The organism is Paenibacillus thalictri (assembly GCF_004307995.1).
Lineage (GTDB): Bacteria > Bacillota > Bacilli > Paenibacillales > NBRC-103111 > Paenibacillus_AF > Paenibacillus_AF thalictri.
In genome coordinates, this window is record NZ_SIRE01000020.1 from 103,760 (window position 1) to 129,851 (window position 26,092).

Annotated in this window: 20 protein-coding genes and 1 pseudogene; 6 read left to right on the top strand and 15 right to left on the bottom strand. The window is 51.5% G+C overall.

The features are described 5' to 3' along the window. Nucleotides 1-20: 20 nt before the first annotated feature. Nucleotides 21-353, bottom strand: coding sequence for a hypothetical protein (locus EYB31_RS26005; protein WP_131016350.1), 333 nt, complete (start codon nucleotides 351-353; stop codon nucleotides 21-23). A gap of 21 nt (nucleotides 354-374) precedes the next feature. Between EYB31_RS26005 and EYB31_RS26010 the strand changes: the two genes are divergently transcribed. Next, nucleotides 375-1,211 carry an MBL fold metallo-hydrolase gene (locus tag EYB31_RS26010; RefSeq protein WP_131016351.1) on the top strand — a complete coding sequence of 279 codons (837 nt, stop codon included), beginning with the start codon at nucleotides 375-377 and terminating at the stop codon, nucleotides 1,209-1,211. A gap of 107 nt (nucleotides 1,212-1,318) precedes the next feature. Here EYB31_RS26010 and EYB31_RS26015 read toward each other — a convergent pair whose 3' ends face one another. After that, nucleotides 1,319-2,719, bottom strand: coding sequence for a sensor histidine kinase (locus tag EYB31_RS26015; protein WP_131016352.1), 1,401 nt, complete (start codon nucleotides 2,717-2,719; stop codon nucleotides 1,319-1,321). Next, complete coding sequence (locus EYB31_RS26020) at nucleotides 2,716-3,402, bottom strand: response regulator transcription factor (RefSeq protein WP_131016353.1); 687 nt, start codon at nucleotides 3,400-3,402, stop codon at nucleotides 2,716-2,718. Before EYB31_RS26020 ends, EYB31_RS26015 begins: the two co-directional genes overlap by 4 nt. 375 nt (nucleotides 3,403-3,777) lie before the next feature. Between EYB31_RS26020 and EYB31_RS26025 the strand changes: the two genes are divergently transcribed. Beyond that, on the top strand, nucleotides 3,778-8,835 hold the full coding sequence (locus tag EYB31_RS26025; protein ID WP_165452623.1) for a cadherin-like beta sandwich domain-containing protein: 5,058 nt from the start codon (nucleotides 3,778-3,780) through the stop codon (nucleotides 8,833-8,835). A gap of 132 nt (nucleotides 8,836-8,967) precedes the next feature. Here EYB31_RS26025 and EYB31_RS26030 read toward each other — a convergent pair. The 5 genes and pseudogenes from EYB31_RS26030 to EYB31_RS26050 form a co-directional block, all read right to left on the bottom strand. Then, nucleotides 8,968-9,126 (bottom strand): annotated as a pseudogene (locus EYB31_RS26030) (SAM-dependent methyltransferase); the annotation flags it as partial. Nucleotides 9,127-9,322: 196 nt separating this feature from the next. Then, on the bottom strand, nucleotides 9,323-9,736 hold the full coding sequence (locus EYB31_RS26035) for a carboxymuconolactone decarboxylase family protein (protein WP_131016355.1): 414 nt from the start codon (nucleotides 9,734-9,736) through the stop codon (nucleotides 9,323-9,325). A 79-nt stretch (nucleotides 9,737-9,815) separates the two neighbouring features. Beyond that, nucleotides 9,816-10,493 carry a Crp/Fnr family transcriptional regulator gene (locus EYB31_RS26040; protein WP_131016356.1) on the bottom strand — a complete coding sequence of 226 codons (678 nt, stop codon included), beginning with the start codon at nucleotides 10,491-10,493 and terminating at the stop codon, nucleotides 9,816-9,818. Nucleotides 10,494-10,546: 53 nt separating this feature from the next. Then, nucleotides 10,547-11,092 carry a hypothetical protein gene (locus EYB31_RS26045; protein ID WP_131016357.1) on the bottom strand — a complete coding sequence of 182 codons (546 nt, stop codon included), beginning with the start codon at nucleotides 11,090-11,092 and terminating at the stop codon, nucleotides 10,547-10,549. Between the two features lie 144 nt (nucleotides 11,093-11,236). Continuing rightward, entirely contained in the window at nucleotides 11,237-11,749 is a 513-nt protein-coding gene (locus EYB31_RS26050) for a hypothetical protein (protein ID WP_131016358.1), read from the bottom strand. Nucleotides 11,750-11,948: 199 nt separating this feature from the next. On the opposite strand from EYB31_RS26050, the gene EYB31_RS26055 reads away from it, so the two are divergent. Continuing rightward, nucleotides 11,949-12,920, top strand: a complete 972-nt coding sequence (locus EYB31_RS26055) for a Gfo/Idh/MocA family protein (protein WP_131016359.1) — start codon at nucleotides 11,949-11,951, stop codon at nucleotides 12,918-12,920. A 359-nt stretch (nucleotides 12,921-13,279) separates the two neighbouring features. Here EYB31_RS26055 and EYB31_RS26060 read toward each other — a convergent pair whose 3' ends face one another. Together EYB31_RS26060 and EYB31_RS26065 are read right to left on the bottom strand one after the other, a co-directional pair. After that, nucleotides 13,280-16,681 carry a cadherin-like beta sandwich domain-containing protein gene (locus EYB31_RS26060; protein ID WP_131016360.1) on the bottom strand — a complete coding sequence of 1,134 codons (3,402 nt, stop codon included), beginning with the start codon at nucleotides 16,679-16,681 and terminating at the stop codon, nucleotides 13,280-13,282. A gap of 197 nt (nucleotides 16,682-16,878) precedes the next feature. Further along, nucleotides 16,879-17,472 carry a TetR/AcrR family transcriptional regulator gene (locus EYB31_RS26065; protein ID WP_131016361.1) on the bottom strand — a complete coding sequence of 198 codons (594 nt, stop codon included), beginning with the start codon at nucleotides 17,470-17,472 and terminating at the stop codon, nucleotides 16,879-16,881. Between the two features lie 245 nt (nucleotides 17,473-17,717). Between EYB31_RS26065 and EYB31_RS26070 the strand changes: the two genes are divergently transcribed. Both EYB31_RS26070 and EYB31_RS26075 read left to right on the top strand, forming a co-directional pair. Beyond that, nucleotides 17,718-18,872: a helix-turn-helix domain-containing protein gene (locus tag EYB31_RS26070; RefSeq protein WP_131016443.1), complete on the top strand. Its 1,155-nt coding sequence runs from the start codon at nucleotides 17,718-17,720 to the stop codon at nucleotides 18,870-18,872. A gap of 220 nt (nucleotides 18,873-19,092) precedes the next feature. Next, nucleotides 19,093-20,160: a GntR family transcriptional regulator gene (locus tag EYB31_RS26075; RefSeq protein ID WP_131016362.1), complete on the top strand. Its 1,068-nt coding sequence runs from the start codon at nucleotides 19,093-19,095 to the stop codon at nucleotides 20,158-20,160. A 256-nt stretch (nucleotides 20,161-20,416) separates the two neighbouring features. Here the strand turns inward: EYB31_RS26075 and EYB31_RS26080 are convergent, their stop codons facing one another. The 5 genes from EYB31_RS26080 to EYB31_RS26095 form a co-directional block, all read right to left on the bottom strand. After that, a complete protein-coding gene (locus tag EYB31_RS26080; RefSeq protein ID WP_165452624.1) occupies nucleotides 20,417-21,202 on the bottom strand; it encodes a DeoR/GlpR family DNA-binding transcription regulator in 786 nt (261 codons plus the stop codon). A 140-nt stretch (nucleotides 21,203-21,342) separates the two neighbouring features. Then, a complete protein-coding gene (locus tag EYB31_RS26085) occupies nucleotides 21,343-22,395 on the bottom strand; it encodes a galactitol-1-phosphate 5-dehydrogenase (RefSeq protein WP_240762881.1) in 1,053 nt (350 codons plus the stop codon). A 144-nt stretch (nucleotides 22,396-22,539) separates the two neighbouring features. Further along, nucleotides 22,540-22,704: a hypothetical protein gene (locus EYB31_RS40365; protein WP_165452625.1), complete on the bottom strand. Its 165-nt coding sequence runs from the start codon at nucleotides 22,702-22,704 to the stop codon at nucleotides 22,540-22,542. A gap of 13 nt (nucleotides 22,705-22,717) precedes the next feature. Further along, entirely contained in the window at nucleotides 22,718-23,446 is a 729-nt protein-coding gene (locus EYB31_RS26090; protein WP_131016364.1) for a glycerophosphodiester phosphodiesterase, read from the bottom strand. A gap of 30 nt (nucleotides 23,447-23,476) precedes the next feature. After that, entirely contained in the window at nucleotides 23,477-24,838 is a 1,362-nt protein-coding gene (locus tag EYB31_RS26095; protein ID WP_131016365.1) for an ABC transporter substrate-binding protein, read from the bottom strand. A gap of 274 nt (nucleotides 24,839-25,112) precedes the next feature. On the opposite strand from EYB31_RS26095, the gene EYB31_RS26100 reads away from it, so the two are divergent. Then, nucleotides 25,113-26,015 carry a dihydrodipicolinate synthase family protein gene (locus tag EYB31_RS26100; protein WP_131016366.1) on the top strand — a complete coding sequence of 301 codons (903 nt, stop codon included), beginning with the start codon at nucleotides 25,113-25,115 and terminating at the stop codon, nucleotides 26,013-26,015. Nucleotides 26,016-26,092 lie beyond the last annotated feature (77 nt).

Sequence of the window (26,092 nt, forward strand, 5' to 3'; positions counted from 1 at the left end):
CTGATGCAGCTTAACAACCATCAAGGGTAAAGTGATGCTGCTGCCAAACGCCAAGGCACGTTTTTTACGTCGTCTTGGCGTTTTTTCGTTATTTCCGGGAGTTCCGTTGCCGCAAGCGAAGGTGTATTCGCCCGGTTCCTGCGGTTGCAGCAACGCCGGCAAATCGTATTTTGGCTGTTGACGGAGTGAGGAGATTCCAGTAGTGTCAGAAGCATGACATACATATTTAACACCGGGGAATAAAAGCTGCAAAAGACGGGGCTGACAATGCATTTGGCGGCGGCATACGGCGTGTCCGGCGGGCGATTGATCTGATCGGAATACGGTTTATGCCAGAACGCAGCGGTCCCCATATAACGAAGAGGTGAAAATCAATGAGACAACGCATTCGCCACAACGAAGAACTTGTACGGGAAATGAACGAAACGACCGTTCCTTACGGCATGCTGGCTTTATGGTTTATCGGGCAGGAGGGGGTTGTTGTAAAAGGCGGCTCGACAATCATCTATATCGATCCGTTTGTCTCCTCGGAAGCGGCATCCAGGAGGGCATACCCGCCGCCGCTTGCGCCGGAGCATATTACGAACGCCGACTTTTATCTGATTACCCATGAGCATCTTGACCATCTCGATCCGGGTACCGTGCCGGTCGTCGCCCGGCAAAGTCCGCATACCGAATTTGTCGCGCCGGCCTGCTGCCGCAGCCAGCTTGTTCAGCTTGGCGTACCGGAGCAGCGGATCCTTGATGCAATTACCGCCGAGCGCCGCAGCTTCGGCGATTGGGATTTGCTGCCGATCCCGGCGGCGCATGAGACACTTGAACGCGATGAAGAAGGCAACGACCGCTTTGTTGGTTACGTGATCCGCCTCAACGGCGTGACGTTGTACCATGCGGGAGATACGGTCATTTACCCCGGCTTGCTGGAAAAGCTGCAGGCGGAGGAAATCGACATCGGCATGCTGCCGATTAACGGGGGCGACTTTTTCCGGCGCAGCCGGGGGATCGTCGGCAATATGAGCTACATCGAAGCGGCCAAGCTGGCGGACGCCGCCGGTTTCGACCTCACCATCCCGCTGCACTATGACGTATTCGCCTCCAATGGCGAGCATCCGGGGAACTTCATTGATTACTGCTATGACAACTTTCCGTATATGAAATGCCATGTGATGGCGCGGACCGAACGTCTGATCTACGTGAAGGAAATACGTTAAATAAACCAGGGGCACGCCATATGGCTTGCCCCTGTGGTCAAAAAAGCACGTTCTCCCGCGTTCGCTCCATGCGGGTTCGGTTGCAAATGACCGTTTTTTTCCTTTATTTAACGAGGCAGCTTGATCTGAAACACTGTTTCCACGTTCGGCGTACTGTACATCTCTACGTTACCCTGGTGGGCAAGAGCGATGTCCTTGACAATAGCTAAGCCAATCCCCAATCCTTCCCCTTTTCTTCCGCCATCCGCCCGGTAAAAGCGTTCAAAGACATGCGCTTGATGTTCCGGAGCAATCCCTTTTCCTTTATCCTTCACGAATATATTTACGGATCGTTCGTCCGCTGTCAGCCGGATGCCGAGATATCGCCCATCTTTCCCATACCGGATCGCATTATCCAGCATATTTCGCAGCGCCCTTTCCATAAGAGGAGCGTCAATAGGGAGGTGAATGTCCTCGTCCGGAACATCGACATCGAGCAGAACCTGGTCGCCGTCGAGTATCATAATATACTCAACCGCCATTTTGCGAACGATCTCGGATAAATTATGATTCGCGAGGCGAATGGTCAGGTCATCCGCATCCTGGCGGGAGATGTCCAACATTTGATCCAGCAGCTTGTCCATATATCTGCAACGTTGAAGAATGATTTTGGCTCTGGCCTGCAGTTCTGTTTGATCTTTATAATTTCCGGTACGAATCATTTCCGTGCAGCCGAGCATCGTGGTCAGAGGCGTTCGCAGATCATGCGACAGATTGGATAACAGCAGCTTGCGCTTGTTCTCGAACTGCTGAATTTCTGCGAATTGAGATCGGATCCGATGCGCCATGGAGTTATAATGCTGCGAAAGCTGGCCAAGTTCGTCTTTGGATGTATCGATTAACTCTATCATGGGAGAATCGCTTTGGATATTCAGTTGATTCAGCGCATGGTTTAATTTGCGAATTCTTTTGTTTAGGGATGAGAACAACCATAAGGCCAGCAGAAAAGGTAATGAAAACGACAGGATAAGCGGCAAAACCAAGGTGAGCAATGATTTCAGCGTGCGAATCAGAAAATAAACTTCGCCTTGCTTCATTGCCGAGGCCGGAATGCTCATGAGCAAGAAATATGAATGTCCGTCCCTGGTTGCGGGTGTGAGGATATGAACATCTCTTTTCGTTAAACTCTTGGGCATATCCCGCATAAGCATCGCCAAGTCATGGAATGTAAATGTCGGATTAAGCCCCGCCGTATCATAGATGGACTGTCCTTGATCGTCTATCCACACCCACCGAATGGCAGGGTGTTCCGCGTGCGCGCGATCCAAGGTTTGTTTCAGCGCGTCTCCCCCGAAATCAGGCTGTTTCTTAATCGAATCGACGATGGATTGCGCAAGCGGATTTAAGTCGAACAGAGCGTATCCTTTATTGGCGATCTTCCCGATCCAGACTGAAGAGTAGCCGAACAGGACCATACTTAATGCGGCGCTAAGCACAAGCAACAGCCACAGCTTGGTACGTAATTTCATATTCCAGCTCCCGTCAAGCGGTAACCAACGCCGCGCACCGTTTGAATTTCCCAAGACGACTGAGTCCGTTCCAACTGTTTACGCAGCCGGCTTATATACACGCTTAAGTTGTTGTCGTCATACCGTTCATGCTGCCAGACCTGTTGATAAATTTCGAGCTTTGTCATCACGCGGTCGGGATTTTGCATAAGCAGCTGCATCAGGCTGCACTCTATCATCGTTAAGGGAATCTTCTCGTTATAGATGAACAGCGTATAGTTATCGACGTCCAGAAACATGGGGCTTAATCGAATGACTGGAGAAGTGTGACTGGAGATCGGATACCGTCTGCGCAGAACGGCTTGAATACGGGCCATTAACTCCATGGGGCTAAAAGGTTTGGTCATATAATCGTCTGCCCCGAGTCCAAGCGTGATGATCTTGTCTTGCTCCTGTCTTCTTGCGCTGACCACGATAGTCATCGTGCTTAGCCTGCGATTGCGCAAGTATTGCAGCACCTCAAATCCATCGCGATCATCCATCATGAGATCCAGAATAAGGATGTCAATCTGCTCGGTTTCCAACAGTTCGATCGCTTGTCTTCCGGATTCAGCTTCGAGCGCAAGCATTCCGGATTGTTCGATATGGGTATGGATCACTTCGCGAATTTGCGGATCGTCATCAACTACGAGTATACGTTCCATGTGTTTGTCGTCACCGCCAAAGATTCTAGATTAGCTTGATCATAACATGATTCTTTTAAAAATTGTCAGTTCCATGGCGCTGGTCTTGAATCCTTTAAGATTCCTTTAAGATTTCTATTAAGGAACTGTTGCTATAATTTTTTTAAGCTGGCATGGGTGCTAGTTAAGAAATATAACATACAGACGGTATTTAAATTGAAGCGGCTGTGGATCGGAAACATTCAAGATGGAAAGGAAAGAGCGACAATGGGGTTGAAATTTCGTCGTATGATGACGCTATTTGCAGTTTGTATCCTTGTTTCAGGGCTATTCTCGGAATTCGCGCCATTTGGTAACGATCATGCCTATGCAGGGACTGGCGGGGAGATCTATACCGTGGCAGGGGGGAATTATGGCGATTTGGGTGATGGAGGGCCGGCTGTCGATGCTGAACTTGCAAATCCGTCGGCAGTAGCGGTAGATGGCGGAGGAAATCTGTATATCGCCGATACAGACAACTTTAAGATAAGGAAAGTAGATGCTTCGACGAGAGAAATCAGCACAGTGGCCGGGGATGGAAACTATGGTTACGCAGGTGATGGAGTTTCGCCCCTGAGCGCTCAACTGCGTAGTCCGACAGGTGTGGCGGTGGATGTTTACGGCCATTTGTATATCGCCGATAAATACAACAACAGGATACGAAAAGTAGCGGGCGGCATTATTTCCACGATAGCGGGGACGGGAGAGAACGATTATTGGGGAGATAACGGTCCTGCGGATACAGCCAAACTAAGCGGCCCGGGCGGGGTAACGGTGGACGTCTACGGAAATCTGTATATCGCCGATACATCCAACCACCGAATTAGGAAAGTGGACGCCACCGGTACAATCACTACGGTAGCTGGATCGGATGATAGCGGTTTTGCGGGAGATGGGGGTCCGGCCGTCGATGCTCGATTATACTACCCGAATGCAGTAGCGATAGACGGTGCCGGAAATCTCTTTATTGCCGATACATACAACAACAGAATAAGGAAAGTAGATGCATCGACGAGAAAAATCAGCACAGTGGCCGGGTCGTCGGGAGTCGACGGTTATTCAGGAGACGGAGGTCCGGCCATTAACGCAAAATTGAATGAGCCGGAAGGAATAGCGGTAGACAACAGCGGAAATCTGTACATCGCCGATACGGACAACAACAGGATCAGGAAGGTCCTCCCGAATGGTAATATCATCACAATCGCGGGAACGGGAGTGTCTGGTTATTTGGGCGACGGAGGGGTAGGCAATCTTGCACAATTAAACGGTCCGACCGGATTAGCGGTAGACAGCAGCGGAAATCTGTACATCGCCGATAAATACAACTATGCGATTCGCAAGCAAGTAACGTATATTCCTTCGAGCGATGCGGGATTAAGCAATATTACGCTGTCTAGCGGTACACTTAGTCCGGCATTTGCATCCAGTAAGACTGACTACACGGCGAGTGTCGTTAATGGCGTGAGCAGTATCCGCGTTACGCCGACAACAGCGGATTCCCTCATAACGGTAAAAGTGAACGGTCAGAGCGTCGCAAGCGGAGCCCAATCAGAAGACATCAATTTGGACGTAGGGGATAATACCGTTACATTGGTGGCTTTGGCGGAAGATGGCGAAACGACGAAGACCTACACGATAACCATAGAGCGATTACGGAGCAGCAATGCGAACCTGAGTCAGTTAACGCTGTCGAACGGCACGCTCAGCCCGGCGTTCGCTTCGAATACGACGAGTTACTCGGCGAATGCAAATCAGAGTGCGATTACGGTAACTCCGACTATGGCGGATCCTATGGCTACTGTGAAGGTGAACGGGGCGACGGTGACGAATGGCACGGCATCTCAGTCGATTCCGCTAAACGTGGGCAATACTGCAATTACGGTCGTCGTGACGGCACAGGACGGAATAACAACGAAGACCTACATATTAACCGTAATGAGATCGATAAGCGCGAATGCGGATTTGAGCGGATTATCGTTGTCGGCCGGTACGCTCAGTCCGGCGTTCGAGGCGGACACGACCAGTTATACGGCGAACGTGGGGAATAGCATAAGCAGCGTGACAGTAACGCCAACGACAGCGGACGGCAGCGCGGCGGTGACCGTGAACGGAGTGCCGGTGGATAGCGGTGTTGCCTCCGCATCGCTGCCGCTTATTGTGGGGAGCAATACGATTTCGATGGAAGTCACGGCAGAGAACGGCACAACAAAAAAGACCTACACAGTAACAGTAACGCGAGCAAAAAGCAGCAATGCGGACTTGAGCGATTTGAGTCTGTCGAACGGAGTGCTGACTCCATCCTTTGTACCGGGTACGTTCAAGACGAACGTGGATTACCAGGTCAGCAGCGTCACGATAATGCCGACGGTATCGGACACGATTCACGCTGCGGTCACCGTCAGTCTCTACAACAGCAGCGGAACGTTAATCAGCGGACCGTATACGGTCGCGAGCGGCACGGCATCTCCGTTGCTGCCGCTCGCCGTGGGGAACAATACGATTACTATAGTGGTCACGGCAGAGGATGGAACGGCAAAGACCTACACGGTTGCCGTGACGCGGGGAGCGAGCAGCAATGCGGATTTAAGCAATTTAACACTGTCGAGCGGTCCGCTGATTCCGGCATTTGCGGGTACTTATACGGCGAATGTGGGATATAGTGTGAGCAGTGTCACGGTAACGCCGACATTGTCCGCTGCCGACAGCGCCTCTGTTACGGCAAGCGTGTATGATGGCAGCGGAACGAGGGTAAGCGGCCCACACCCAGTGGCGAGTGGTGCGGCATCCCCCTCGCTGCCGCTGAACGTGGGGGATAATGTCATTTTGCTTGTGGTGACGGCGCAGGACGGCACGGCAAGGACGTACACGGTAACGGTAACGCGAGCGGCGGCAAGCGGCAATGCGGATTTGAGCGGACTAACGCTGTCGAATGGCTCGCTAAGTCCGGCGTTTGAACCGGAAAGGACTAGCTATACGGCAAGTGTGGGAAATAGTGTCCAAAACGTCACGGTCACGATGGAAATGTCTGATGCAGGTAAGGTTACAACGACGGCGAGTGTCTATACTAGCGCTGGTACGCTCATAAACGGACCATTTGTGATGTCGAGTGGTACGGCAGCTTTTTCATTTCAGCTGAACGTTGGGAGCAATGAGATTCTGATCCTCATTAGAACACAAGACGACACGACGAAGACATACACAATAAACGTAACGCGAGCGGTGGGCAGCAATGCGGACTTGAGCGATTTAAGTTTGTCGAACGGAGTGCTGACTCCATCCTTTGTACCGGGTACTTATACGGCGAATGTGGGATATAGTGTGAGCAGCGTCACGATAACGCCGACGATATCGGACACGATTCACGCTGCGGTCACCGTCAGTCTCTACAACAGCAGCGGAGCGTTAATCAGCGGGCCGTATACGGTCACGAGCGGCACGGCATCTCCATTGCTGCCGCTCGCCGTGGGGAACAATACGATGACTATAGTGGTCACGGCGGAGGATGGAACGGCAAAGACCTACACGGTTGCCGTGACGCGGGGAGCGAGCAGCAATGCGGAATTAAGCAATTTAACACTGTCGAGCGGCTCGCTGATTCCGGCATTTGCGGGTACTTATACGGCAAATGTGGAACATAGCGTGAGCAGCGTCACGGTAACGCCGACATTGTCCGCTGCCGACAGCGCCTCTGTTACGGCAAGTGTGTATGATGGCAGCGGAACACGAGTAAGCGGCCCGCACGTATTGGCGAGCGCTGCGGCATCCCCCTCGCTGCCGCTAGCCGTGGGGAACAATGTGATCTCGATCCTTGTGACGGCGGAGGATGGCTCGACAAGGACGTACACGGTAACGGTAACGCGAGCGGCAAGCAGCAATGCGGATTTGAGCGGATTAACGCTGTCGAGTGGCCCGCTAAGTCCAGCGTTTGAACCGGAAAGGATCAGCTACTCCGCAAGTGTAGGCAACAACGTGAGCAGCATGACTGTAACGCCGGCAGTCGCGGACGACAACGCGGCAGTGACCGTGAATGGCGTGCCGGTGGCCAGTGGCGTTGCCTCCGCATCACTGCTGCTGAACGTGGGCAGCAATGAGATTACGATCCTCGTGACAGCGCAAGACGACACAACGAAGACATACAAGCTCGTCATAACCCGGGTGGCGCCTAACCCGGCGCCGTCCTCGTCCTACTCTGGGGGTGGAGGAGGCTCAGCACCAATCGTAAACAATCCTGTTATCGATTTGAACGGCCAGAAGTTAGATCTTACCGAAATCAATACCGAAAGGCCATTTGTGACCTTGGAAGCAACGCCGACAGACGGAGTGGTCATTGTTGTTGTTCCGGCGAGCATTTTAACCGAATTAGCCGCAAAAAATGCCGATTTTTACTTAGAAATCAAGACGCCATACGGCAGCTATCAAGTGCCGGCCAATCTAGCTTTGCTTATTCCGGAGTTGCCGGACTTGCTTGCGAAGAATGAGCTTCAAGCCGGAGATGCCAGCTTTAGGATTACGTTGACCGATAAATCCAGCGACAAGAACATGCAAGTTGCGATCGCGAACGCATGGCCGAATGGCAAAGTACTGGGGCCGGTTGTCGATTTCCGCATCGATATCGTCAATGCGAAAAGCGGCTTAACGATCGGAACGGCAGACAAGTTCAATCAGGCGCTGACGAGATGGATTCCGCTTTCGAACAACGCGACCGGATTGCCGAAGTTATGGGGAGCGTTCCGCTATCATGAGGCGACGAAGAAGTTTGAGTTTGTCCCGGCGAGGAAACTGAAGCAAGACGGCGTGTGGTATGCAGCCATCCGTTCTTATACAAACAGCGTGTATGTTGCGTTGGCCAATACGGCAAGTTTTGCCGATGTAGAGCAGCATTGGAGCAAAGCTTCAATAGAATTTGCTGCAGCGAAAGGGTTAGTGGAGGGAATCGGTGAAGGGCAGTTTGACCCCGATAAAATAGTGACGAGAGCCGAGTTTACAGTCATGCTTGTACGTTCCTTAAGACGTGGTTATTTCGCAGCGGGCTCAACAGGTTATGCCGATGTGAAGTCCGGCGTATGGTACTCCGACGTTGTTGCTCAGGCGCAGGAGCTTGGCCTGCTTGATTTTGTTAGCGGTGAGAGATTTAATCCCGATCAACCGTTGACCCGTATGGAAATGGCGAGTATGCTGGCAGCCGCCATTCACCTTGATCATCTGCCGGTAACAACCGAATCTGTAAGTTTGGACAACTATAAAGATATGGAAAGCGTAGAAGCAGATTACCTGAAAGACATTCGTCTAATGATCAAGCTGCAGATCATGACGGGTACGGCGGAAGATACGTTCAGCCCACAAGGCCAGGCGACACGAGCGCAGGCAGTAACTGTGCTGATTCGAACCCTGCAAGCGCTGGGGATGGTGGACTAGGTCCGAGTTCGTCGGAAGCTGTAAGGACAACTTCACGAAATATTCGCTCCTGCACTTCAAAATGCACCATTTTATAAATCGTTATAAACAAAAAGGATACCCGATTAACGGGTACCTTTTTGCATGCAATCTCTATAACTTAGCCATTATTATAAAGCGTTCCGAATTGGTCATAATACCTTTCTCAGTTTGATTTTCCTTAATAAATTGTTGAAGGATTTGGAAATCAACCTCAGTCCGTCCAAAGCCGGGAATAATGGGGGTGTGTTTTAGTAAAAAAATCAGGTTGTCCAGCCCGAAAACTAAATACCTCGAACGATACGGGAAAACATCCATTTCACCTCATTTGAAAGATAACCCAATTATAGTTCGAAGAGAGTTCGTCAATCAAGAAAGAAGCTAAAGATTTGCAGGGGCCGTACAGATTGAGATTGAGGTTTTGTCCTTAAAATGAAACGAAAAGCGGGAGTCAAAAAGAATGGCTCTTCTAACAGAAGCAATCGGGAGCGGCCGTTTGTCCGGGTGAACCGGGAGAAACCGAAGTTTGCTCTTCTGCTGCTTCAGCCCGGCCCAGCGCGTTCTCGTAAGCGATGATGGCATGGGTCGCATGGCTGAGCACCGCGCCGGCTCGTGTGGATGCGGCGATCATAACGGCGCTGACGATTTCCTCCTGCGTGCCGCCGTGCTTTTTGCATTTTTGCACATGGACGTCGATGCAGTAAGGGCAGCCGGTGACGTGAGCGACAGCCACGGCGATCAGCTCTTTTATTTTGGGAGGGATGACGTTAGAGCCGTGATACACTTCCTGCTCAAAAGCCAAAAAAGACGAGGCGGCCTGCGGAGCGAGTTTCATCAGGTCGGGAATTCGCGTCAGATTGGAACGGTCGTAATAATGAGTCATTGTAAATGCCTCCACTCAAGTTTAATGGATGTTACAAGACTCATTGTAGGGGAGATCAGGCCGGAGAACCGTAACTTTATCACAAAGGGGGCTCGGACATGGCGGTCAGGAAGCTGCGGTTAAGGATCGTGATTTTTCCGCGTTGCGAGGCGATGGCGCCTTTTTCCGCGAAGTCCTTCAATACGCGGGAGACAACCTCGCGGGCGGTGCCCAACTCGATCGCCAACCGTTCGTGGGTGATGTGCAGTCTGTCGGCATGCTCGGAGTGTCGAAGCAAATATGCGGCAATACGGCAGGGCACAGGCTGAAAAGCGACCTGCTCCAGCAGCGCCGTCACTTTGGTCATCCGCTCGACAAACTGTCTGTAAATGAACTGGCGAAATGGCTTGACCGTATCCATCCAGCTTTTGAACAAGGGGACGGGAATCAGCAGAACCTCGCTTTCCGTCTCGACCGATACCGATGCTTCGTATTCCATGTCGCCCATAATGCTGGCCATCATTAGCACGCAGCATTGCCCGCCTTGTACGCGGTACAGCGTAATTTCCCGGCCGGAAGAGCTTATTTTGTATACCCGGATCGACCCGCCGACAATAAACATGGCATGCTGGAGCACATGACCTTCGCGCACCGAATGCGGAGTGTCGGGAGTGACGGCAACAAGCTCGGCCGTATGCCATAGTTCCGCGGAGACGCTGGAGAAACTCGGAAATACTCCGCAAATTCGCCGGATGTGTTCAGGCTGCAAAGCGCTCATAGGGCAGTGGGCCTCCTTTATCGCATAAAAAAAGGATACCCGCAGGGCACCCGTTATCGTCTTGCCGACCTTCTGCCGCGAGCGGCTTCCAACCGGCCGCAGTAAACCTCCAGTTCATTAAACGGAACCGTGTAAAAGGTCATATTATTCACTCCGGCCGAAGCCGATGCGCCTGGCAGCAGCTTGAACTTGGAAAAAAGCCGTTCCTGCTCGTGGTCGTCGGCAGAAGTCCAAAATTGCACTTGCTCCACCTCAGGATTGCCTTCCTTCATCATGGTAAGCAAGTGCTGCAGGCTTCGGAGAAACAGCAGCGTCCGGCGGTATGGCTGCTGAAGAAATGCGACTTCGACTTGAGCGATGTGCCGGTCTTCATAATCATTAGCGCCAGTGCCGTATACGTAGCCGGCGGCGCCGACAGCCTCGTATGGTTCTTCGCTGACAATGAGCATTGCTTTTCCAAAAATTAACGGGCTGCTCAGAAAGCTGAGCTTCAGGGCAAAGGAGTACGGCAGCCCAAGCTGATCATGGTGCTGCAGCAAAAATCTCGTGTACGTCTCGTAATCCAATTCGAATTTGCATGTGCGAAATTCGAAAAACATTACTTTAACAGTACTCTTAAGGAATCGTTAGTTTTGACGATTTTACCGAAACCGCTGCCTTTCTTTATATCCTTTATGGATGGTGGAATTATGATCATGTGAGTTCCTCCTAAACATATCATTTTTTAATCTGGTACCTCTTTATTATACCTTCGCAAGCTTCGCTAGGGTAGCCTTTAAGTTGTTAATTTTCTCACAAAAGACCATTTCTTGCCCGTTTCTGCCGTCCCGCAAGTGGGAAAAGGTCATAAATTTGGAGTATAGTCTGCACAAATAGGTGTTTTCCTTTACGGCAGCAAACTGTACTTCCTGCACCTCGGGATGTTGTTCCGCAATATGGTCAACGATGAACCGCAGCCCGTTAAAAAATAGCCGCGAGCCTCTATAGGTTCTGTCGGCGACGGTTAAGCCGATCATCGCGGTGTGCCGGTCCGCAAATTCGTTCTCCGGCGTCCCGTGGTAATACGTAAGCGCAGCGATGGTACGATGCTCGTCATCCGTAACCCGGATCAGATGCCCCTCGGTAATAAATGAGTAAAGCAGCGAAATGATATCCACTGTTGAAAGCGACGCATGGAGGTCGAGCCTGTGATCCAGCAAAAATAAGCTGATATCGGCGAATTCATCGTCTGTTGTGCAGTGCGTGTAATGCGTCATACCGCATCTCTCCTTTCCGGCTACATTTAAGATACCCGAATCGCTTTCGTATGTAAACGGCTGCCGTATACGATTGTTTATGAATTAAAAGCGATGATAAGGAAGGAATGGAGCGACGGAAAGCGAATATGTTTATGAAAGCTGTATCAGTTCAATTCATTTTCTTTGTGTTTAAAAAAATGACGAAGGCGGGCTAAACATGACGTTGAAAATCGGTTTTGTTGGAACGGGTTCTTTTTCAGATAAGCATCAGAACATCATTGGTAAAATGGAAGGCGTGGAGGTTGCGGCCATTTGCGGCAGGAGTTTGGAAAAAGCGGAGCGGGCTGCGCAGCGCTGGTCCGACGCTAAAGCGTATACAAGTGTAGAGGATATGCTGAACGACCGCAAGCTCGACGCCGTCTACATCAGCGTCATTCCCGCCGCTCACGGCGAAACGGAGCTGAGTTTGATCGAGCGGGGCATTCCTTTTTTCGTAGAGAAGCCGCTTGGCATCAGAGCGGAGGATCTGCTTCCCGTCAGGGATAAGGTTGCGGAGAAAAAGCTGATTACCTGCGTTGGTTACCATTTCCGCTACCACGATTCTACGGCCAAAGCACATGAACTGCTGAAGGAGCGCACGGTGGGCATGGCGCTTGGCTATTGGATGGGAACGACGCCACGTGTGCCTTGGTGGAGAGTGCAGGCGCAATCCGGCGGGCAATTCGTTGAGCAGGCGACGCATGCCGTCGATATGTTGCGGTATTTGTGCGGGGATGTCACCGAGGTGTATGCGGCTTTCGGCCATCGGGCGATGCACGAAACGGTGGAAGGGCTTGATGTCGCCGATGTCGGAACGGTGACTATGAAGCTGGCCAGCGGTGCGGTGGCGACGATCTCGAACACTTGCCTGCTGCCGTCGTCGCATCATATCGGGCTTGACGTATACACCGCCGAAGGCGTGCTGGAAGTCAGAGCAGGTTCGCTTAAGGACATCGGCAAATCGCAAACGGTGGAAACTAAAAATGTATCCGACCCCTATGTGCTGGAAAACGAAGCGTTCCTGCACGCCGTACGGACAGGGGATACGTCGCTGATCAGATCCGACTATCTGGACGGGTTCCGCTCGCTGCAGGTGACGTCGGCGGCCAATGAATCGGCGCTTTCAGGCCAGCCGGTGCGAATCGGATAAGGCCTGAGCAGATCACTGGGGCGATCATGCCATGTAGCGCAGGTAGGCACGGTCTTCACATGATTTAAAGCTTCGTATTTGCAAGCCAATTTGGCGGCATCGGTTGAAAACCGGTGCCTTTTTGCGTTGGGGAAAAGGTGCTTTGCCAGCTTGACATAGCAATTTGTTGCGGAGGTGTACTATACTTTCACGGAAATTGTTCTATTCGTTCAAGGTGAATTTATGATTTTCTGCGGGACTGCAAAAAGCCCCCATAATGGGGGGCTCTGGATTTTGCAAGGAACGCGCCGAGTACCGCTCGCTGCTTTTTCGGCGCCGGTCGGTCGAGGCGGATCTAATGATTCCACCATGGAGCGCCTTTATTTTTTACTCAGCAATCTGCTTATGATGACGACGGCTTGGGCGCGTGTCGCCGTATCGTCCGGAGCAAACCGGTTATTGTCCAGCCCGTTGACAAGGCCTTGATCGACCGCCTTGGCAATGTAAGGCATCACCCATGCCGGGATGCTTGCATTGTCGGCGAAAGAGGCGGATGAATTCGCTGCAGTGGCCAGGCCTAGCGTTTTGGTGACGAATACGGCCATTTCCGCTCTTGTCAGCGGCCGGTCAGGGCGAAAGCTGCCGTCTTCATAACCGTTAATGATTCCTTGTTGAACGGCTGCGGCAATTGCCGGGCGAGCCCATAACCCGATGTTGTCGAGATCGGTGTAATTAGGGACATCGGAAGCTGCTCCTTCCGTCCAGCCTAGTGCTTTCGCCAAAAGCTGAACAAACTCCGCTCTAGTCACTTCGCGTTCCGGATGAAAGGAACCGTCCGGATAACCGGAAACCCATCCGCTTGCTACAGCATTGCGTATTTCCGCTTCCGCCCAACTGCCGGCAATATCGTTGATTGTAGCTGTCTGCGGCGTCTGCGTTGTATTCTGCCCTGCAGTGCCTGCAGGCTCTATCGGCGTCGATGGAGCCGCCTCCGAACGGCGGATTGTTATGGTATAAGTTCGTGTACCCCCACTGGGATGCGCGACCTGAAGTTCGATCGTATTATCCCCGGGCTGCAAATCAATGGATGCCTGATCTTGAAGTTTATTCCCGCTGTACATCATAACGGCATCCAAGTACAGCGCCTTGGCGGCAAGTTTTATGCTCGGAGCGGTTGTTTCTGCCGAATAATCCAGGGTTGTACCGGTAAATGCCGGGCTGAGTGCGAGTATATGCTCATCGGCAAGCAAGCAGAGCGTCAACAAATCCGCCGCATTCACCGCGGGACCGGATGAAGATGAAGCAGGCATGTTGCGCCAAATATCAATCCGGTACGACCTCTGCGTGCCGTCTTGTGCGGTGATGACAAGCGATACGGTATTTGCTCCGAACTGAAGTGCGATCGGTCCGAAGGTACTTCCGCTTGCCGCTGGAACGCCGTTAACGGTAAGCGACGCATTATTGTCGGCAGCGACCGGCGTTACGCTGATGGAAGTAACAAAACTGTCCACATTTGCCGAATAAGCGGTCGTGCCGGAAGTGAAAGGCTCGTTAAGCGTTCCTTGGCTGATTGCCAGCGAGCTGAGCGTTGCGTCGGATGATCCTGCCCGCGTAACCGTGATGGCGTACGGAGTGCTCGTGACGCCGTCCTGAGCGGTAACTGTGACAGTAATCGTGTTTGGCCCGACATCAAGCGGGACGGGGCCGTATACACTGCCGCTGACGGCCGGATAGCCATTCACTTTCAGCGTTGCCGTGTTGTCCGTGACAGTGGGCGTCACACTGATAGCCGCAACGGTGTTGGCGACGCTAACTGTGTATAAAGTCGTGCCGGAAGCGAAAGGCTCATTCGGCGATCCCGGGCTGACGGTCAATCCATCCAGTGTGGCAACAATTGACGGGGCGCGTGTCACGGTGAGAATGTAGTCTTTTTTTGTCGTGTTATCTTGCGCGGTAACGGTGACAGTAATCGTGTTCGGACCGACGGAGAGCGGAATGGGACCATATACGCTGCCGCTGACGGCCGTTGCGCCGTTTACTTTCAGCGTCGCCGTGCTGTCGGTGACGGTAGGGGCCAGGCTGAAGGCCGCAACGCTGTTGGCGACGCTAACTGTGTATAAAGTCGTGCCGGAAGCGAACGGCTCACTCAGTGCCCCCGGGCTGACGGTCAGCCCATTCAGTGTGGCGACAGCCGACGCCGCCCGTGTGACGGTAATCGTGTAGTCTTTTTTCGTCACGCCGTCTTCTGCAATACCGGTGACGGTAATCGTATTCGGGCCGACCGCAAGCGGGATCGGTCCGAAAGCGCTGCTGCTTGTTGCCCCCGTATTGTTCACCTCCAGCGAGGCGCGGCTGTTATTAACCGTCGCAGTGACGGAAATTGCCGATACACTGTTGGCAACATCGGCTGTATAGGAAGTAATGATACCTGTAGGATCAAAGGTTTCGTTCAGTGTTCCGTTACTGAGCGAAAGCGCACTTAACGTCGCATCCGTATAAGGCGCCCGTGTCACGGTGATCGTATAGGTTCTTTTGGCGCCATTGATAGCGGTGACGATAACGGGAATCGCATTGTCGCCTTTTTGCAATGTAATAAGGGGAGAAGCGTTACCGTTTGTCACGCCGCTGCCGTTAACGGTCACGCTGGCCGCAGTATCGCTTAGCACCGGCGTAACCGTTGTGGCGGTGACACTGCTTGCCACGTTTGCCGTATATTGTTGCGTACCCGGTGAGAACGGGGACGGACTGAGTGCGCCTCCGCTTATCGTTAGACCGGCAAGCCGGTTGTCGGGCGATCCGAGCTGCAGCTTCCATATGGTATCGTATTCCGGATCCCAGGGCGGGCTTTGCGCATATGTGCTTAAATAAAGCGCTCCTGTACTATCGAAAGCAATGTGGGCTAATGCAATTGCAGTAGGGCTGCCGGTAAAATAGACCGAACTTTCGTTCAAGTTCGGATCGAATCGGGTTACAAGGCTGTCGCTGCTGCCGTGTACAGCAACATACAGATTACCGTCAGTATGCAAGGTGAATCCCGTAGGATAATTCAATGGTTTAATAATTGTACCGCCGCCGGTCTTTACTTTAATGATTTTCCCGTTAACACCGTTTACGTGGTTGCCGATATAGACGCCGGAGCTGTCGGCGGCTATGCCCAGGGGGGATACTAATGTCGCATCTTTATCCGGATCAGGATCCAAATCGCCCGACCATACATCCGGATTGCTTGTTGAACTGAATAGGGAAGCATCAAACTTAAGCACGCGATCGCGAAGCGTATCGGCGACGTACAGATCGTTGCCATATACGGCGATCCCTTGAGGGTAGTTCAGCGTCGTAGGCAAGATACCGCTTCCGTTCCACTTGATCATGCCGCCGAAGGAATAAGATCCGCTGGAATAACTGACGTCAAACCGGTACAAATAGCTTTTATCCGCTACATATACGTGTCCGCCGCCGTCGAATTTAACGGCCAGCGTTTCTGTGAATAGGCCGGGGGTAGGCGCAAGCGCCATCCCTGTCGGGGTTCCGTCCGTATTGAATATGTTCACAACGCCATTGTCCGAATCGGTTACAAATAAGTAGCCGTTAACGGGATCATAGTCAATCCCTAACGGCTCGAAGCCAAGAGCCGCAGGATCATCGGTGCCACCAGCACCCGCCCTCCAACTGGAGGCGGCAAATGCAGATGGGGAGTAAGCAAGAAGTAGCGTCATAAATACGGCGGCTAGAAATATCCATACCAAGTGCCGCATGCCAGTCGAACTGCATCGTAAACCCATAAAAATGGCTCGCTCCTTATACGTTCATTTGGAAATGCCGGCTGCAGCAGCATAGATGAATGGGACGTGATGGCTTCCAGATGAACTTTGAATTTAAATACCTTCCATAAGGTATATATTATTGGCCGACTGGGTATCCAGTCAAGAATATATAAGCATAATAAGGGATTTTTATGCTGCCCGAAGGAACCCGCGTTTTATGACATCAATTTAACCAGTCCTTTGATCAGCACATTCTGGTCGGTGCCTCCAAATAAAGCGGAGAAGATGGTATATCCCTCGTTAAATGCAATGACTTGCATGGCAATTTGGCGGACGTCTTTATCCGGAGCAATCCAACCCCGCTCCTGCAAGTTGCCGACTAAAACCTCAATTTCCGAAATCCACACGCCGTATTTTTGTCTTAACAAAGTTTGGAGCTCAGGCTCTTGTCTTGTCTGCTGATAGAAGTCGATCAGCACCGTAATCCAGTTGTCGACACCCAACATGTGGACCAGACGTGTCAGTGTCATCACAATAACTTCTTCCAGTGTGGCGTTTGCCGGATTATACTGCTCGGGAATGTCGTTCCAGCCTCTCACCATTTCAATTTGGTGGTCCAGCACATGGGTGAAAAATTGCTCTTTGTTTGTGAAATGTCCGTAAAACGCTCCTTTGGTTTGACCCGTTCGCGCCACGATATCGTTGAGCGTTGTTGCTGCGTAACCTTTCTCGGCAAAACATTTCATGCCGGCTTCGAGCAGCATTTGATAGGTGGTTTCTCTTTTTATTTGAAATTTATTTTTCTTCAAGTACAATCTCTCCTTAAATGTACTAATTAAGACGGCCGCAATAACGGATGAGCGGCACGACTATTATAGCATCTTTGACGGACGGTTTTTAACCTGTAAATTGTTCGGCAATGTTGAGGTAAAGACTTGTAATTGCATTTATTTATGTTATTATTAAATTACGTAATTACGTAAAATAATAAAATGAGGTGATTGGTTTGACGGAAAGAAATTTAGGGTCCGAATTGGATGAATTGAAGGCGCAGATGGCGGAACTGAGGCGGGAACTCCGCCAGTATTTCGGCGGAGCGGCGCAGAGGGATGTGCAGCACAAGGCCTTGGCAACCGGCATATCTGCAAAAGAGGATGATACAACTGGCGGGGTTTTTCAGGCGTCGGGGTCTGCCGGTATTGCCTTGGCTAACGGGGCTGCCAAGCCGATCGGATCGTTCGAGGAAGAGGAGTCGGGCGTGTTTTATTCCGGCAGCTATCGGGTGGAGCACAGGCAGATCAAGTGGGAGCCGCAGCAGCGCAAGCTAGGTCAACTGCTGGCATTGGACGGCGACAAGATGGCCAAGGTGCTTGCAGCTATCGGTCACAAGCAGCGGCTGGATATCCTCCGCACGGTGCTGCAGGGCCCGCTGACCGGGCCGGAACTGGTCGAGCGGCTGAACATGGGTACGACCGGTCAGCTGTACCATCACATCAAAGCGCTGCTTGGCGCGGATCTGCTTGTTCAGGAAGAGAGGGGCGGCCGTTATGCACTGCCCGCCCACAGGACGCTGCCGCTGCTGCTGCTGCTCGCTGCTGCCGCGGATCTGCTTGATGCCAGCGATTATATCGATATGGCGGAAGTCAGAAGCAACGCGGGGGTGTATTTGGGGAGCGCCGGCCGCGGGGGGACCTACGACCCGCTTGTTCTGCTGCGGGCCGTTGTGGAGAACAGCATTATGGAGCACCGCTCCGGAAATTGCAGTTTTGTCGCCTTGTTTTTGCACAATGACGGTTCGGTGACTGTGGCGGACAACGGGCGGGGCATTCCCGTGCATGCATTTCCCGGAAGCGATAAACCGAGGGTTCAGGTCGCGCTTACCGATTTGGGCAAAATGGCGGAGCAGGCGGCATTTGTCGCCCCGGGCAGCGAAAAGGGCATCAGTATCGCAGTTGCCAACGCGCTGTGCGCCAGGCTGTCCGTTGAGATACGCCGGGACGGCAAAGTGTTCCGCCAAGACTATAAACACGGCATTCCTCAAACCTCGCTGATGCCCGTAGGCGTAACCGAGGAGACGGGGACAAGTGTTACTTTTTTGCCTGACGGGGACATTTTTGGCCCGGCTATGGATGCGGATGCGATAAAACAGTATACAAGAGAAATATCAAAAGCTTATCCCGAACTTCTTCTCAGCATTCATACGGATTAGTGTGTTTGCTGCATATCACATCAGCCCTTGCATGGGGATATGGAACCATCGTGTTTGTTCATGTTTTGCGGCGGCTGGAAAGCGGCTTGGTACGTTTGGGCCAACTGCCTTCAGGGTCATCAGGTGTGGCCTCAGGTTCATTTGTGTTATATTGGTACGTAGCAGGCTACACCGGAAAGGATTGTGAAGCAAACTGAACGACCGACCATCCAAGCGGCTGATGTATGAAGATATTAAGCATCGTATTCTGGAGGATATCCGCCACCTTCCGGCGCATACCCGCATTCCCTCGCGAGTAGATATGATGAAGCGGTACGGCGTGACGCGGACAACGATTGAAAAAGCGATATCCGAGCTGGCCGGCAGCGGCTATTTGTACTCCGTCAACGGCAGCGGCACTTATGTGGCTGAGGAGAAGCCGTCCGAGGCCGGCAGCCCGGCCGGTTTTTCCGTCAGGACATGGGGTGTCGTGCTGCCAAGCATCATGGATGATTTATATCCGGAAATCGTGCGGGCGATTGAAGATGCCGCAAGCAGCAACGATATTCATCTCGTGTTGTGCAATACCGATCACGACGTCGATAAGCAGCATGCTTATTTGGAAAAGCTCGCCCGCTCGAACGTCCAAGGCATTGTGATCGTTCCGGCGATTACGAAACGGTCGACCGCGAATTCCTTTGAGCTGCTCAGCAGCCGGGGCATACCATTTGTGTTTTGCAATCGCGCCGTTGAAGGGGTGGAAGCGCCCAGAGTGCAGGCGAACAACTTTTACGGCTCCTATATGGCGACCAAATATTTGATCGGACTTGGCAAACGGCGTATCGGTTTTATTGCGGCTCCGATTTATACGATCTCCGAGCAGAGGTATCAAGGATTTCTCGGAGCGATGCAGGAAGCGGCACTGCCGGTTGCACCGGAGAACGTCATGCTGGTCGACAGTTTCGAGCAGGAGCAGGCCGGGGAGGCATGCGCTTTGAACATGTTAGCCGGGAAGGAACGGCCCGATGCGATCGTCTGCTTCAACGATTCGACCGCCAAAGGGGTATACCGCGCCATAGAGCAGCAAGGGCTGAAAGTCGGCAAAGACGTAGCGGTAATCGGCAACGGCGATACCTCGTTATGTGACATGCTGCCGGTGAAGCTGACCAGCATCCGGTATCCGACGTATCAGACAGGAGCGCAAGCGGCGGGTATGCTGCTGCGTATGATGAGTGGAAACAAGGAGGGCCCGGCTCCATCGGTGATTTTGCAGCCCGAGCTGATCGTCCGGCAAAGTTGCGGGGAGTGATTCACCGTGAATGGAATCCGGTGCACCGGAGCCGGATCAAATGAAAGCCGGCAAATGCGGCATGTATGAGTCCGGGAAGGAATATCGGGGGAAACGGCAAAGCGGGCAGGCGATTCGGAACGGCTGAAAACAAAAGAAGCCCCGCATGTATGCGAGGCCACTGAAAAAGCAGCTTAAGTGAGCGAAATGATGCTGGAGAAGCGCCAGCGTTCGCTTTCACTTTCTGCTGTTGTCACCGGCCGGAAAACCAGCCGCATCAAGCGATGATGACTTGGATGCCTTTCTCCCGGAGCTTCTCCAGCTCATCGGCGGGCGCCTTGCTGTCCGTTATCACGGTGTGTACCTGATGGACGTGTTCGATCCGATAAAACGCCACCTTGTTAAACTTGCTGTGGTCAACGAGCAGCACGACATGTTTGGCATTCGCCATCAGCTTGCGTACGACCCTTGCTTCATCCATGCTTGGAGTCGTTAACCCATGCTCGCTGTCAAATCCGTTAGTGCCAACAAAGGCAATTTCGCAGTAGACGCTGTCGAGCGCCTTTTCCGCCGTTTCCCCGATCAATGCGAAAGTACTGGGCCTTATATTCCCTCCGGTCAGAAAAATCTGGTGTTCATTTGACCCCATAAATGTCGTCGCTACGTTAATCGCGTTGGTAACGATCGTTAGTCCGCTTCGATCTTTTATTTTTCTGGTCAGATGGCCGATCGTTGTTCCTGTGGATAATCCTACGGTCATCCCATTGCGGATCAATTTGGCGGCTTCAGAGGCGATCGCCGATTTCTCTTCAGTTAATTGATCTTCCTTCTCCATAAAGGAAGGCTCATTAAATAAATGCTCGTTCAGCACCGCTCCGCCATGACTGCGAACCAGCAATTTGTCGCGTTCGAGTTTCTCCAAGTCTTTCCTCACAGTGACCTCGGATACGCCTAATTCGGCGCTGAGAAACGATACATCAACGCTTTTATGCACTTTTAAGTAGTCGATAATAAACTGATGCCTTTCCAGGCTCAGCATTTTTCGGCCCTGATCTTCTTCCATTTGCATACCCTCTTTAGCAGCCGGTTAATTTCGTTTGGTTCTGAATGGTTTCTTTTTTATATCATTCAGTATAGATAAGTTTTAAAGAAATGGCAATTCAGATTGCCTTTAACCGGGGGAAAGCAAGGAATGACAGGCCTTTACGAATTGTAGAGCAGTATTTTTCCTTTGGCTGCGCCTGGTTTGCGATACAAGTCAAATGCTTCGTTAATGTCCGCTAAAGCCAAGCTTCGATCGATCATATCGAGGAAGTTCAGGCGTTTCTGTTTAAGAAAATGCAGCGACAAAGCCCATTCATGGCCCGGAAAAGGAGAGCCATAAGACATCCACGAGCCTGTCAGCGTAAACTCCTTGCGGTTCATCAGTTCGAACTGCTTATGACTAAAGCTGAAGTCGCGGGAAGGCGTGCCGATCAGGCATACTTTCGCTTTGCTTGCCGCCAGCTCAAAGCTTTGTTTAATCGTAACATCGGATCCGGCTGCCTCCAGCACAACTCCAAACCCTTTCCCGGAGGTAATCTGCCGCCACAGGTCGTCCGCTCCGGCTTTGTTCGGATTCACCGTATAATCCGCGCCCAGCAGCTTGGCTTTTTCCAGCCTGGCATCGTCAATATCAAATACGGTTACTGTTTTTGCTCCCAAAATGTGGGACCATTGAAGTGCCAGCAGGCCGATATTGCCTCCGCCAAGAACGGCGACATGTTCTCCCCCTTGGAATTGAATCAGCTTTAAAGCGTGAAGAGCGACAGTTGACGGTTCGACCAGCGCCGCTTCCTCAAAGCTGATGTTAGCATCAAACGGAATCGCATTGATTTCCGGAATGGCAACATATTCAGCCCAGCTTCCATTGATTCTTGAGCCGATAAATGAATAATGTTGGCATTGCGCAAAATTGCCGCTCCGGCAATCATGACAGGCAAAACACGGCTTAAGCGGAATTCCTGCCACACGGTCGCCGGTTTTGATTCTTGTCACGCCGTCGCCTACGGCTTCTACGATACCGGAAAATTCGTGGCCAAGCACAATGGGGTAATGATGCGCCGCGTCGCCCATCACACGCGGCAAATCGGATCCGCATATGCCCGTGGCCATGACCTTCACCAGAATTTCATGCGAATGAAGCGGCGGGATTGCGGTTTCTTCTATTCTTATATCGTTTTTGGCGTAAAGCACGGCTGCTTTCATGCTGTTCATACGATTCGCCATCAATTTTGCACCATCCCAACTATAATTATTTGGCGATTTGGAAAAAAAGCAGAAACAAGAGGCTGAAGTGATTGCCTCTTGTCTCTGCCTGAACCTTAAAGGATAAGCATGACGGCGGCTGATGCGGCCAGCCTAACCCTGATGCAGCAGAGGCCACTGAAAAAGTGAACGCTGCATGAGCAAATCATGCTTACGATCGCCAATTGTTCCCGAATTTCTTGAATGTACCTGCTTGCGGCAGGTGAAATTCGGGAACAAAAGCGAACGCTGGCGCTTCTCCAGCATGATTTTGCTCACTTAAGCTGCTTTTTCAGTGGCCTCGATGCAGCTCGGAGCGGCTTTGGTAGAACTTGGACCAACGTTCAAGCTCGTTGGTTGTAATCAGAGAGGTCGGATATTGAGCTGCAATCAATTCCATATCTGCAATGGAATCTACCGGCCACGGTCCGACAATGATGCCGCGCTCCTCAATCATCTGCGAGTATTCGGCCGTCATCATACGGATCGGAACGCCCAGCAGTTCACAGCGGTTTTCCGCCATAAAGGGAAATACATACGGCATACTGCAGCTGCTCGTTAGACCGAGCCGGACATCCTGATCAAGTTTACGGGTGCGGGCAATGGAGAAATGATCAAAGCTGATTATGATGGCTTGGTCGAATGTATTTGTTTTGCGGAGCAGCTCCAGCGTCTTCTCTTCCAGACCGGGATACAAATCTCCGGCCTGCTTCAGTTCGACCATGATGTTCAGCTTGCCTTTGAGCAGCAGCAGCACTTCCTCCAAGGTGGGGACCGTTTCCTGCTCCTTGACGCGCAGCCCTTTCAGCTCCGCCAAGGTGAAATCCCGGACCATCCCCGTGCCGTCGGTCATTCGATCAACGGTGTAATCGTGCATGACCACAGGGACGCCGTCCTTGCTGAGCTGTATATCCAGCTCGACGTACGTATAGGACAAGTCGCATGCAGCTTGGAACGACGATAATGTATTTTCCGGATATTTAACCGGATAACCCCTGTGTGCGATACCTTTGATTTGCATTGTTTTTATACCTCCCACGATTTCTGTTTACTAGTTTTTCATGAGCCGTTCGGCTTCTTTTTTGAAGTTTTCAATGGAGGCGGCAATATCCGCATTGTCGTACATGATCGCCGATTGCATCTTTAGAAATTCCTGATCGATCGCCGGAAACTGAATATGATCGCTGGTATCGATCGCATACTGCAGCTGGTCGTAAGCGACTTGACGCTGCGGCTCCTTTTGCCAAAGCGCTTTCATTTCCGGGGAATCCACCATTTTCTTGGTAAACGGAAGATAACCGGAGCTCATGATGAACTGCTGCGCGCCCTTCGGATCTGTCATAGCCCAGTGAATAAATTCCCAAGCCGCATCTTTGTTTTTCGATTGCGAGAGCAGCGCAATGTTCGCTCCCCCGGTCGGAGAACCGTAGGTATCCTTCATCGGCAGAAAAGCAGTTGCATAATTAAATTTGGCGTTATTGATAAAAGAGCCGATGTTGCCGGTAGAAGAGTAAAGCATGCCGATCTGGCCGCTGATAAACATTTGGCTCGTTATCGAGCCGGAATCTTTGGCGGGAGGGTAATATAACGCTCCGGTGCTTTGCATCTCCTTGAGAAATTTGAAGGCGTTAATACCTTCCATGCCGAATCCGATGGAAGTGCCCTGCTGGTTGATGTATCTGCCCTTCTGCTGAACAATCATGGCAACCGGATGCCAGCTCTCGAACACCATGGAATAGCCGTAGCGCTTGTATTCGTTATTTTCTTTAATGACCAGCGCGTTGGCGACCTTTTTCAAATCGTCCCAGGTTTTTGGAATTTCAAGCCCTTTTTCGTCCAGCATCGTCTTGTTGACGTGCAAAATCGCGGTTGAACGATTAAATGGCAGAGCAACCAGCTTGTTATTAAAGGTAATGTTGCCCATCAGTCCAGGGACGAAATCGTCTTTGCTCATACCGGATTTTTTCAAATACGGATTGATGTCCTCAAGCACATCGGCGTCCGCAAGCAAAGGGATGAAACCACGTTCGACCATGGCGATGTCCGGTGCGGTTTTGGCCGGAATGGCTTGCTGCAGTTTGGTCAGCGTTTCGGCGTATGCGCCTTGGAACGTTCCGACAACTTCGATTTTATTTTGCGACTCGTTGAAGCTTTTGATCATCGCATCGATATATTCGCCGTTTTTGCCGCCCATGGAATGCCAGAAGTTAATCGTCACTTTGCCGCCGCCGGCTGCCGGGGAGGAAACTGCTGCAGGTTTGGAAGGCTCTGCGGTCTGCGGAGGCGGGGAACCTGTGCCAGGATTGGACTGTGTTCCGGCGCTTTGCTGCGGCTGTGCGCCTCCGGAGCAAGCGGTGAGCATGGTTGTGATCATTGCGGCCGCAAGCGCAATTCCGGTTGCCTGTTTCTTCATAATTATAACCTCCATATTTTTGAAATGTAAATATAACAATAATTTTTAGTTTCGAATACCTTCGTTTAATTTCGTTTATAGTTTTATATTATTTCGCTTTGTAATGACTGTCAATATGAAACCATGTAATGATTTTGTAAAGTTTTGCCGCTCTGAAAATGTTTCTTAAGTGATTAAAAAATCATACTTGTTAAATTAGTCGGATCGGTATATCATTTAATCAGAAACCGATCGGATCGGTTGTAAAAATACACTTACAAGAGAGGTATCCCTCATGAATGCTCAATTATCTCGCATGAACGGCATCATACCTGCATTAATTACGCCTTACACAAACGAAGGAAAGCTGAACAAACCCGTTACCCGTCAGCTTGTGCGTCATTTGCTGTCCAAAGGGGTTGCCGGCTTCTATTTAAGCGGCAGCACGGGAGAAGGTTTTATGCAGTCGATCGATGAGCGGAAAGCGTTTCTTGAGCTTGTGCTCAGCGAAGTAAAAGGGGAAGCTCCTGTAATCGCTCACATCGGCGCCATGGATACGGCAACGTGCGTGGAGCTGACCAAACATGCGGCCGAAGTGGGAGCGGATGCGGTTTCCGCCGTAGCGCCGTTTTATTACAAGCATGGCCTGGAGCAAGTAAAGCAGCATTACCTTGATATCGCCGGAGCGGCGGACATTCCGCTGATCATATACCATTTCCCGGCAATGACGGGCGTTAATGCGTCTGCGTCATTCTACAAAGAGCTGGCGCAAGTCGATAACATTGTCGGAGTTAAATTTACTTCGATGAACACGTTTGAGCTGCAGCAGCTGATTTCCGCCTGCGGCGAAGATTTCCTCGTATTTAACGGCCCGGACGAAGCGTGTCTGGCGGGTCTGACGATCGGCTGCTGCGGAGCGATCGGCAGCACTTATAACATTATGCCGGGCAAATTCGTAGAGCTGTACAACGCCTTCCATTCGGGAGACATCGCTCAAGCGAGAAAGCTGCAATATGAAGTGAACGAAGTGATCGCGGAGCTGTTGAATTATGATTTTATCGCGTTTGAACGGGAAATTCTCCGTTTGCAGGGCTTTGAAGTAGGAGAGCCGCGTAAGCCGATTCAGCAGTTGACCGACGAGCAGCGCAGAAAAATCCGCGATTTTGCCGTCAAATTTGATTTTCTGGAAGTGAAGTAACCGATCGGATCGGTTGTGATGGATGAATAGTGGCAAAACCGCAGGCGGCCAAGCGCATCCTGCGGTTTTTTAAAATA

Coding starts and splice junctions, on each gene's coding strand:
- EYB31_RS26005 (WP_131016350.1), bottom strand. CDS start 353: ATGGGGACCGCTGCGTTCTGGCATAAACCGTATTCCGATCAGATCAAT.
- EYB31_RS26010 (WP_131016351.1), top strand. CDS start 375: ATGAGACAACGCATTCGCCACAACGAAGAACTTGTACGGGAAATGAAC.
- EYB31_RS26015 (WP_131016352.1), bottom strand. CDS start 2,719: ATGAAATTACGTACCAAGCTGTGGCTGTTGCTTGTGCTTAGCGCCGCA.
- EYB31_RS26020 (WP_131016353.1), bottom strand. CDS start 3,402: ATGGAACGTATACTCGTAGTTGATGACGATCCGCAAATTCGCGAAGTG.
- EYB31_RS26035 (WP_131016355.1), bottom strand. CDS start 9,736: ATGACTCATTATTACGACCGTTCCAATCTGACGCGAATTCCCGACCTG.
- EYB31_RS26040 (WP_131016356.1), bottom strand. CDS start 10,493: ATGAGCGCTTTGCAGCCTGAACACATCCGGCGAATTTGCGGAGTATTT.
- EYB31_RS26045 (WP_131016357.1), bottom strand. CDS start 11,092: ATGTTTTTCGAATTTCGCACATGCAAATTCGAATTGGATTACGAGACG.
- EYB31_RS26050 (WP_131016358.1), bottom strand. CDS start 11,749: ATGACGCATTACACGCACTGCACAACAGACGATGAATTCGCCGATATC.
- EYB31_RS26055 (WP_131016359.1), top strand. CDS start 11,949: ATGACGTTGAAAATCGGTTTTGTTGGAACGGGTTCTTTTTCAGATAAG.
- EYB31_RS26060 (WP_131016360.1), bottom strand. CDS start 16,681: ATGGGTTTACGATGCAGTTCGACTGGCATGCGGCACTTGGTATGGATA.
- EYB31_RS26070 (WP_131016443.1), top strand. CDS start 17,718: ATGGCGGAACTGAGGCGGGAACTCCGCCAGTATTTCGGCGGAGCGGCG.
- EYB31_RS26075 (WP_131016362.1), top strand. CDS start 19,093: ATGTATGAAGATATTAAGCATCGTATTCTGGAGGATATCCGCCACCTT.
- EYB31_RS26080 (WP_165452624.1), bottom strand. CDS start 21,202: ATGGAAGAAGATCAGGGCCGAAAAATGCTGAGCCTGGAAAGGCATCAG.
- EYB31_RS26085 (WP_240762881.1), bottom strand. CDS start 22,395: ATGAACAGCATGAAAGCAGCCGTGCTTTACGCCAAAAACGATATAAGA.
- EYB31_RS26090 (WP_131016364.1), bottom strand. CDS start 23,446: ATGCAAATCAAAGGTATCGCACACAGGGGTTATCCGGTTAAATATCCG.
- EYB31_RS26095 (WP_131016365.1), bottom strand. CDS start 24,838: ATGAAGAAACAGGCAACCGGAATTGCGCTTGCGGCCGCAATGATCACA.
- EYB31_RS26100 (WP_131016366.1), top strand. CDS start 25,113: ATGAATGCTCAATTATCTCGCATGAACGGCATCATACCTGCATTAATT.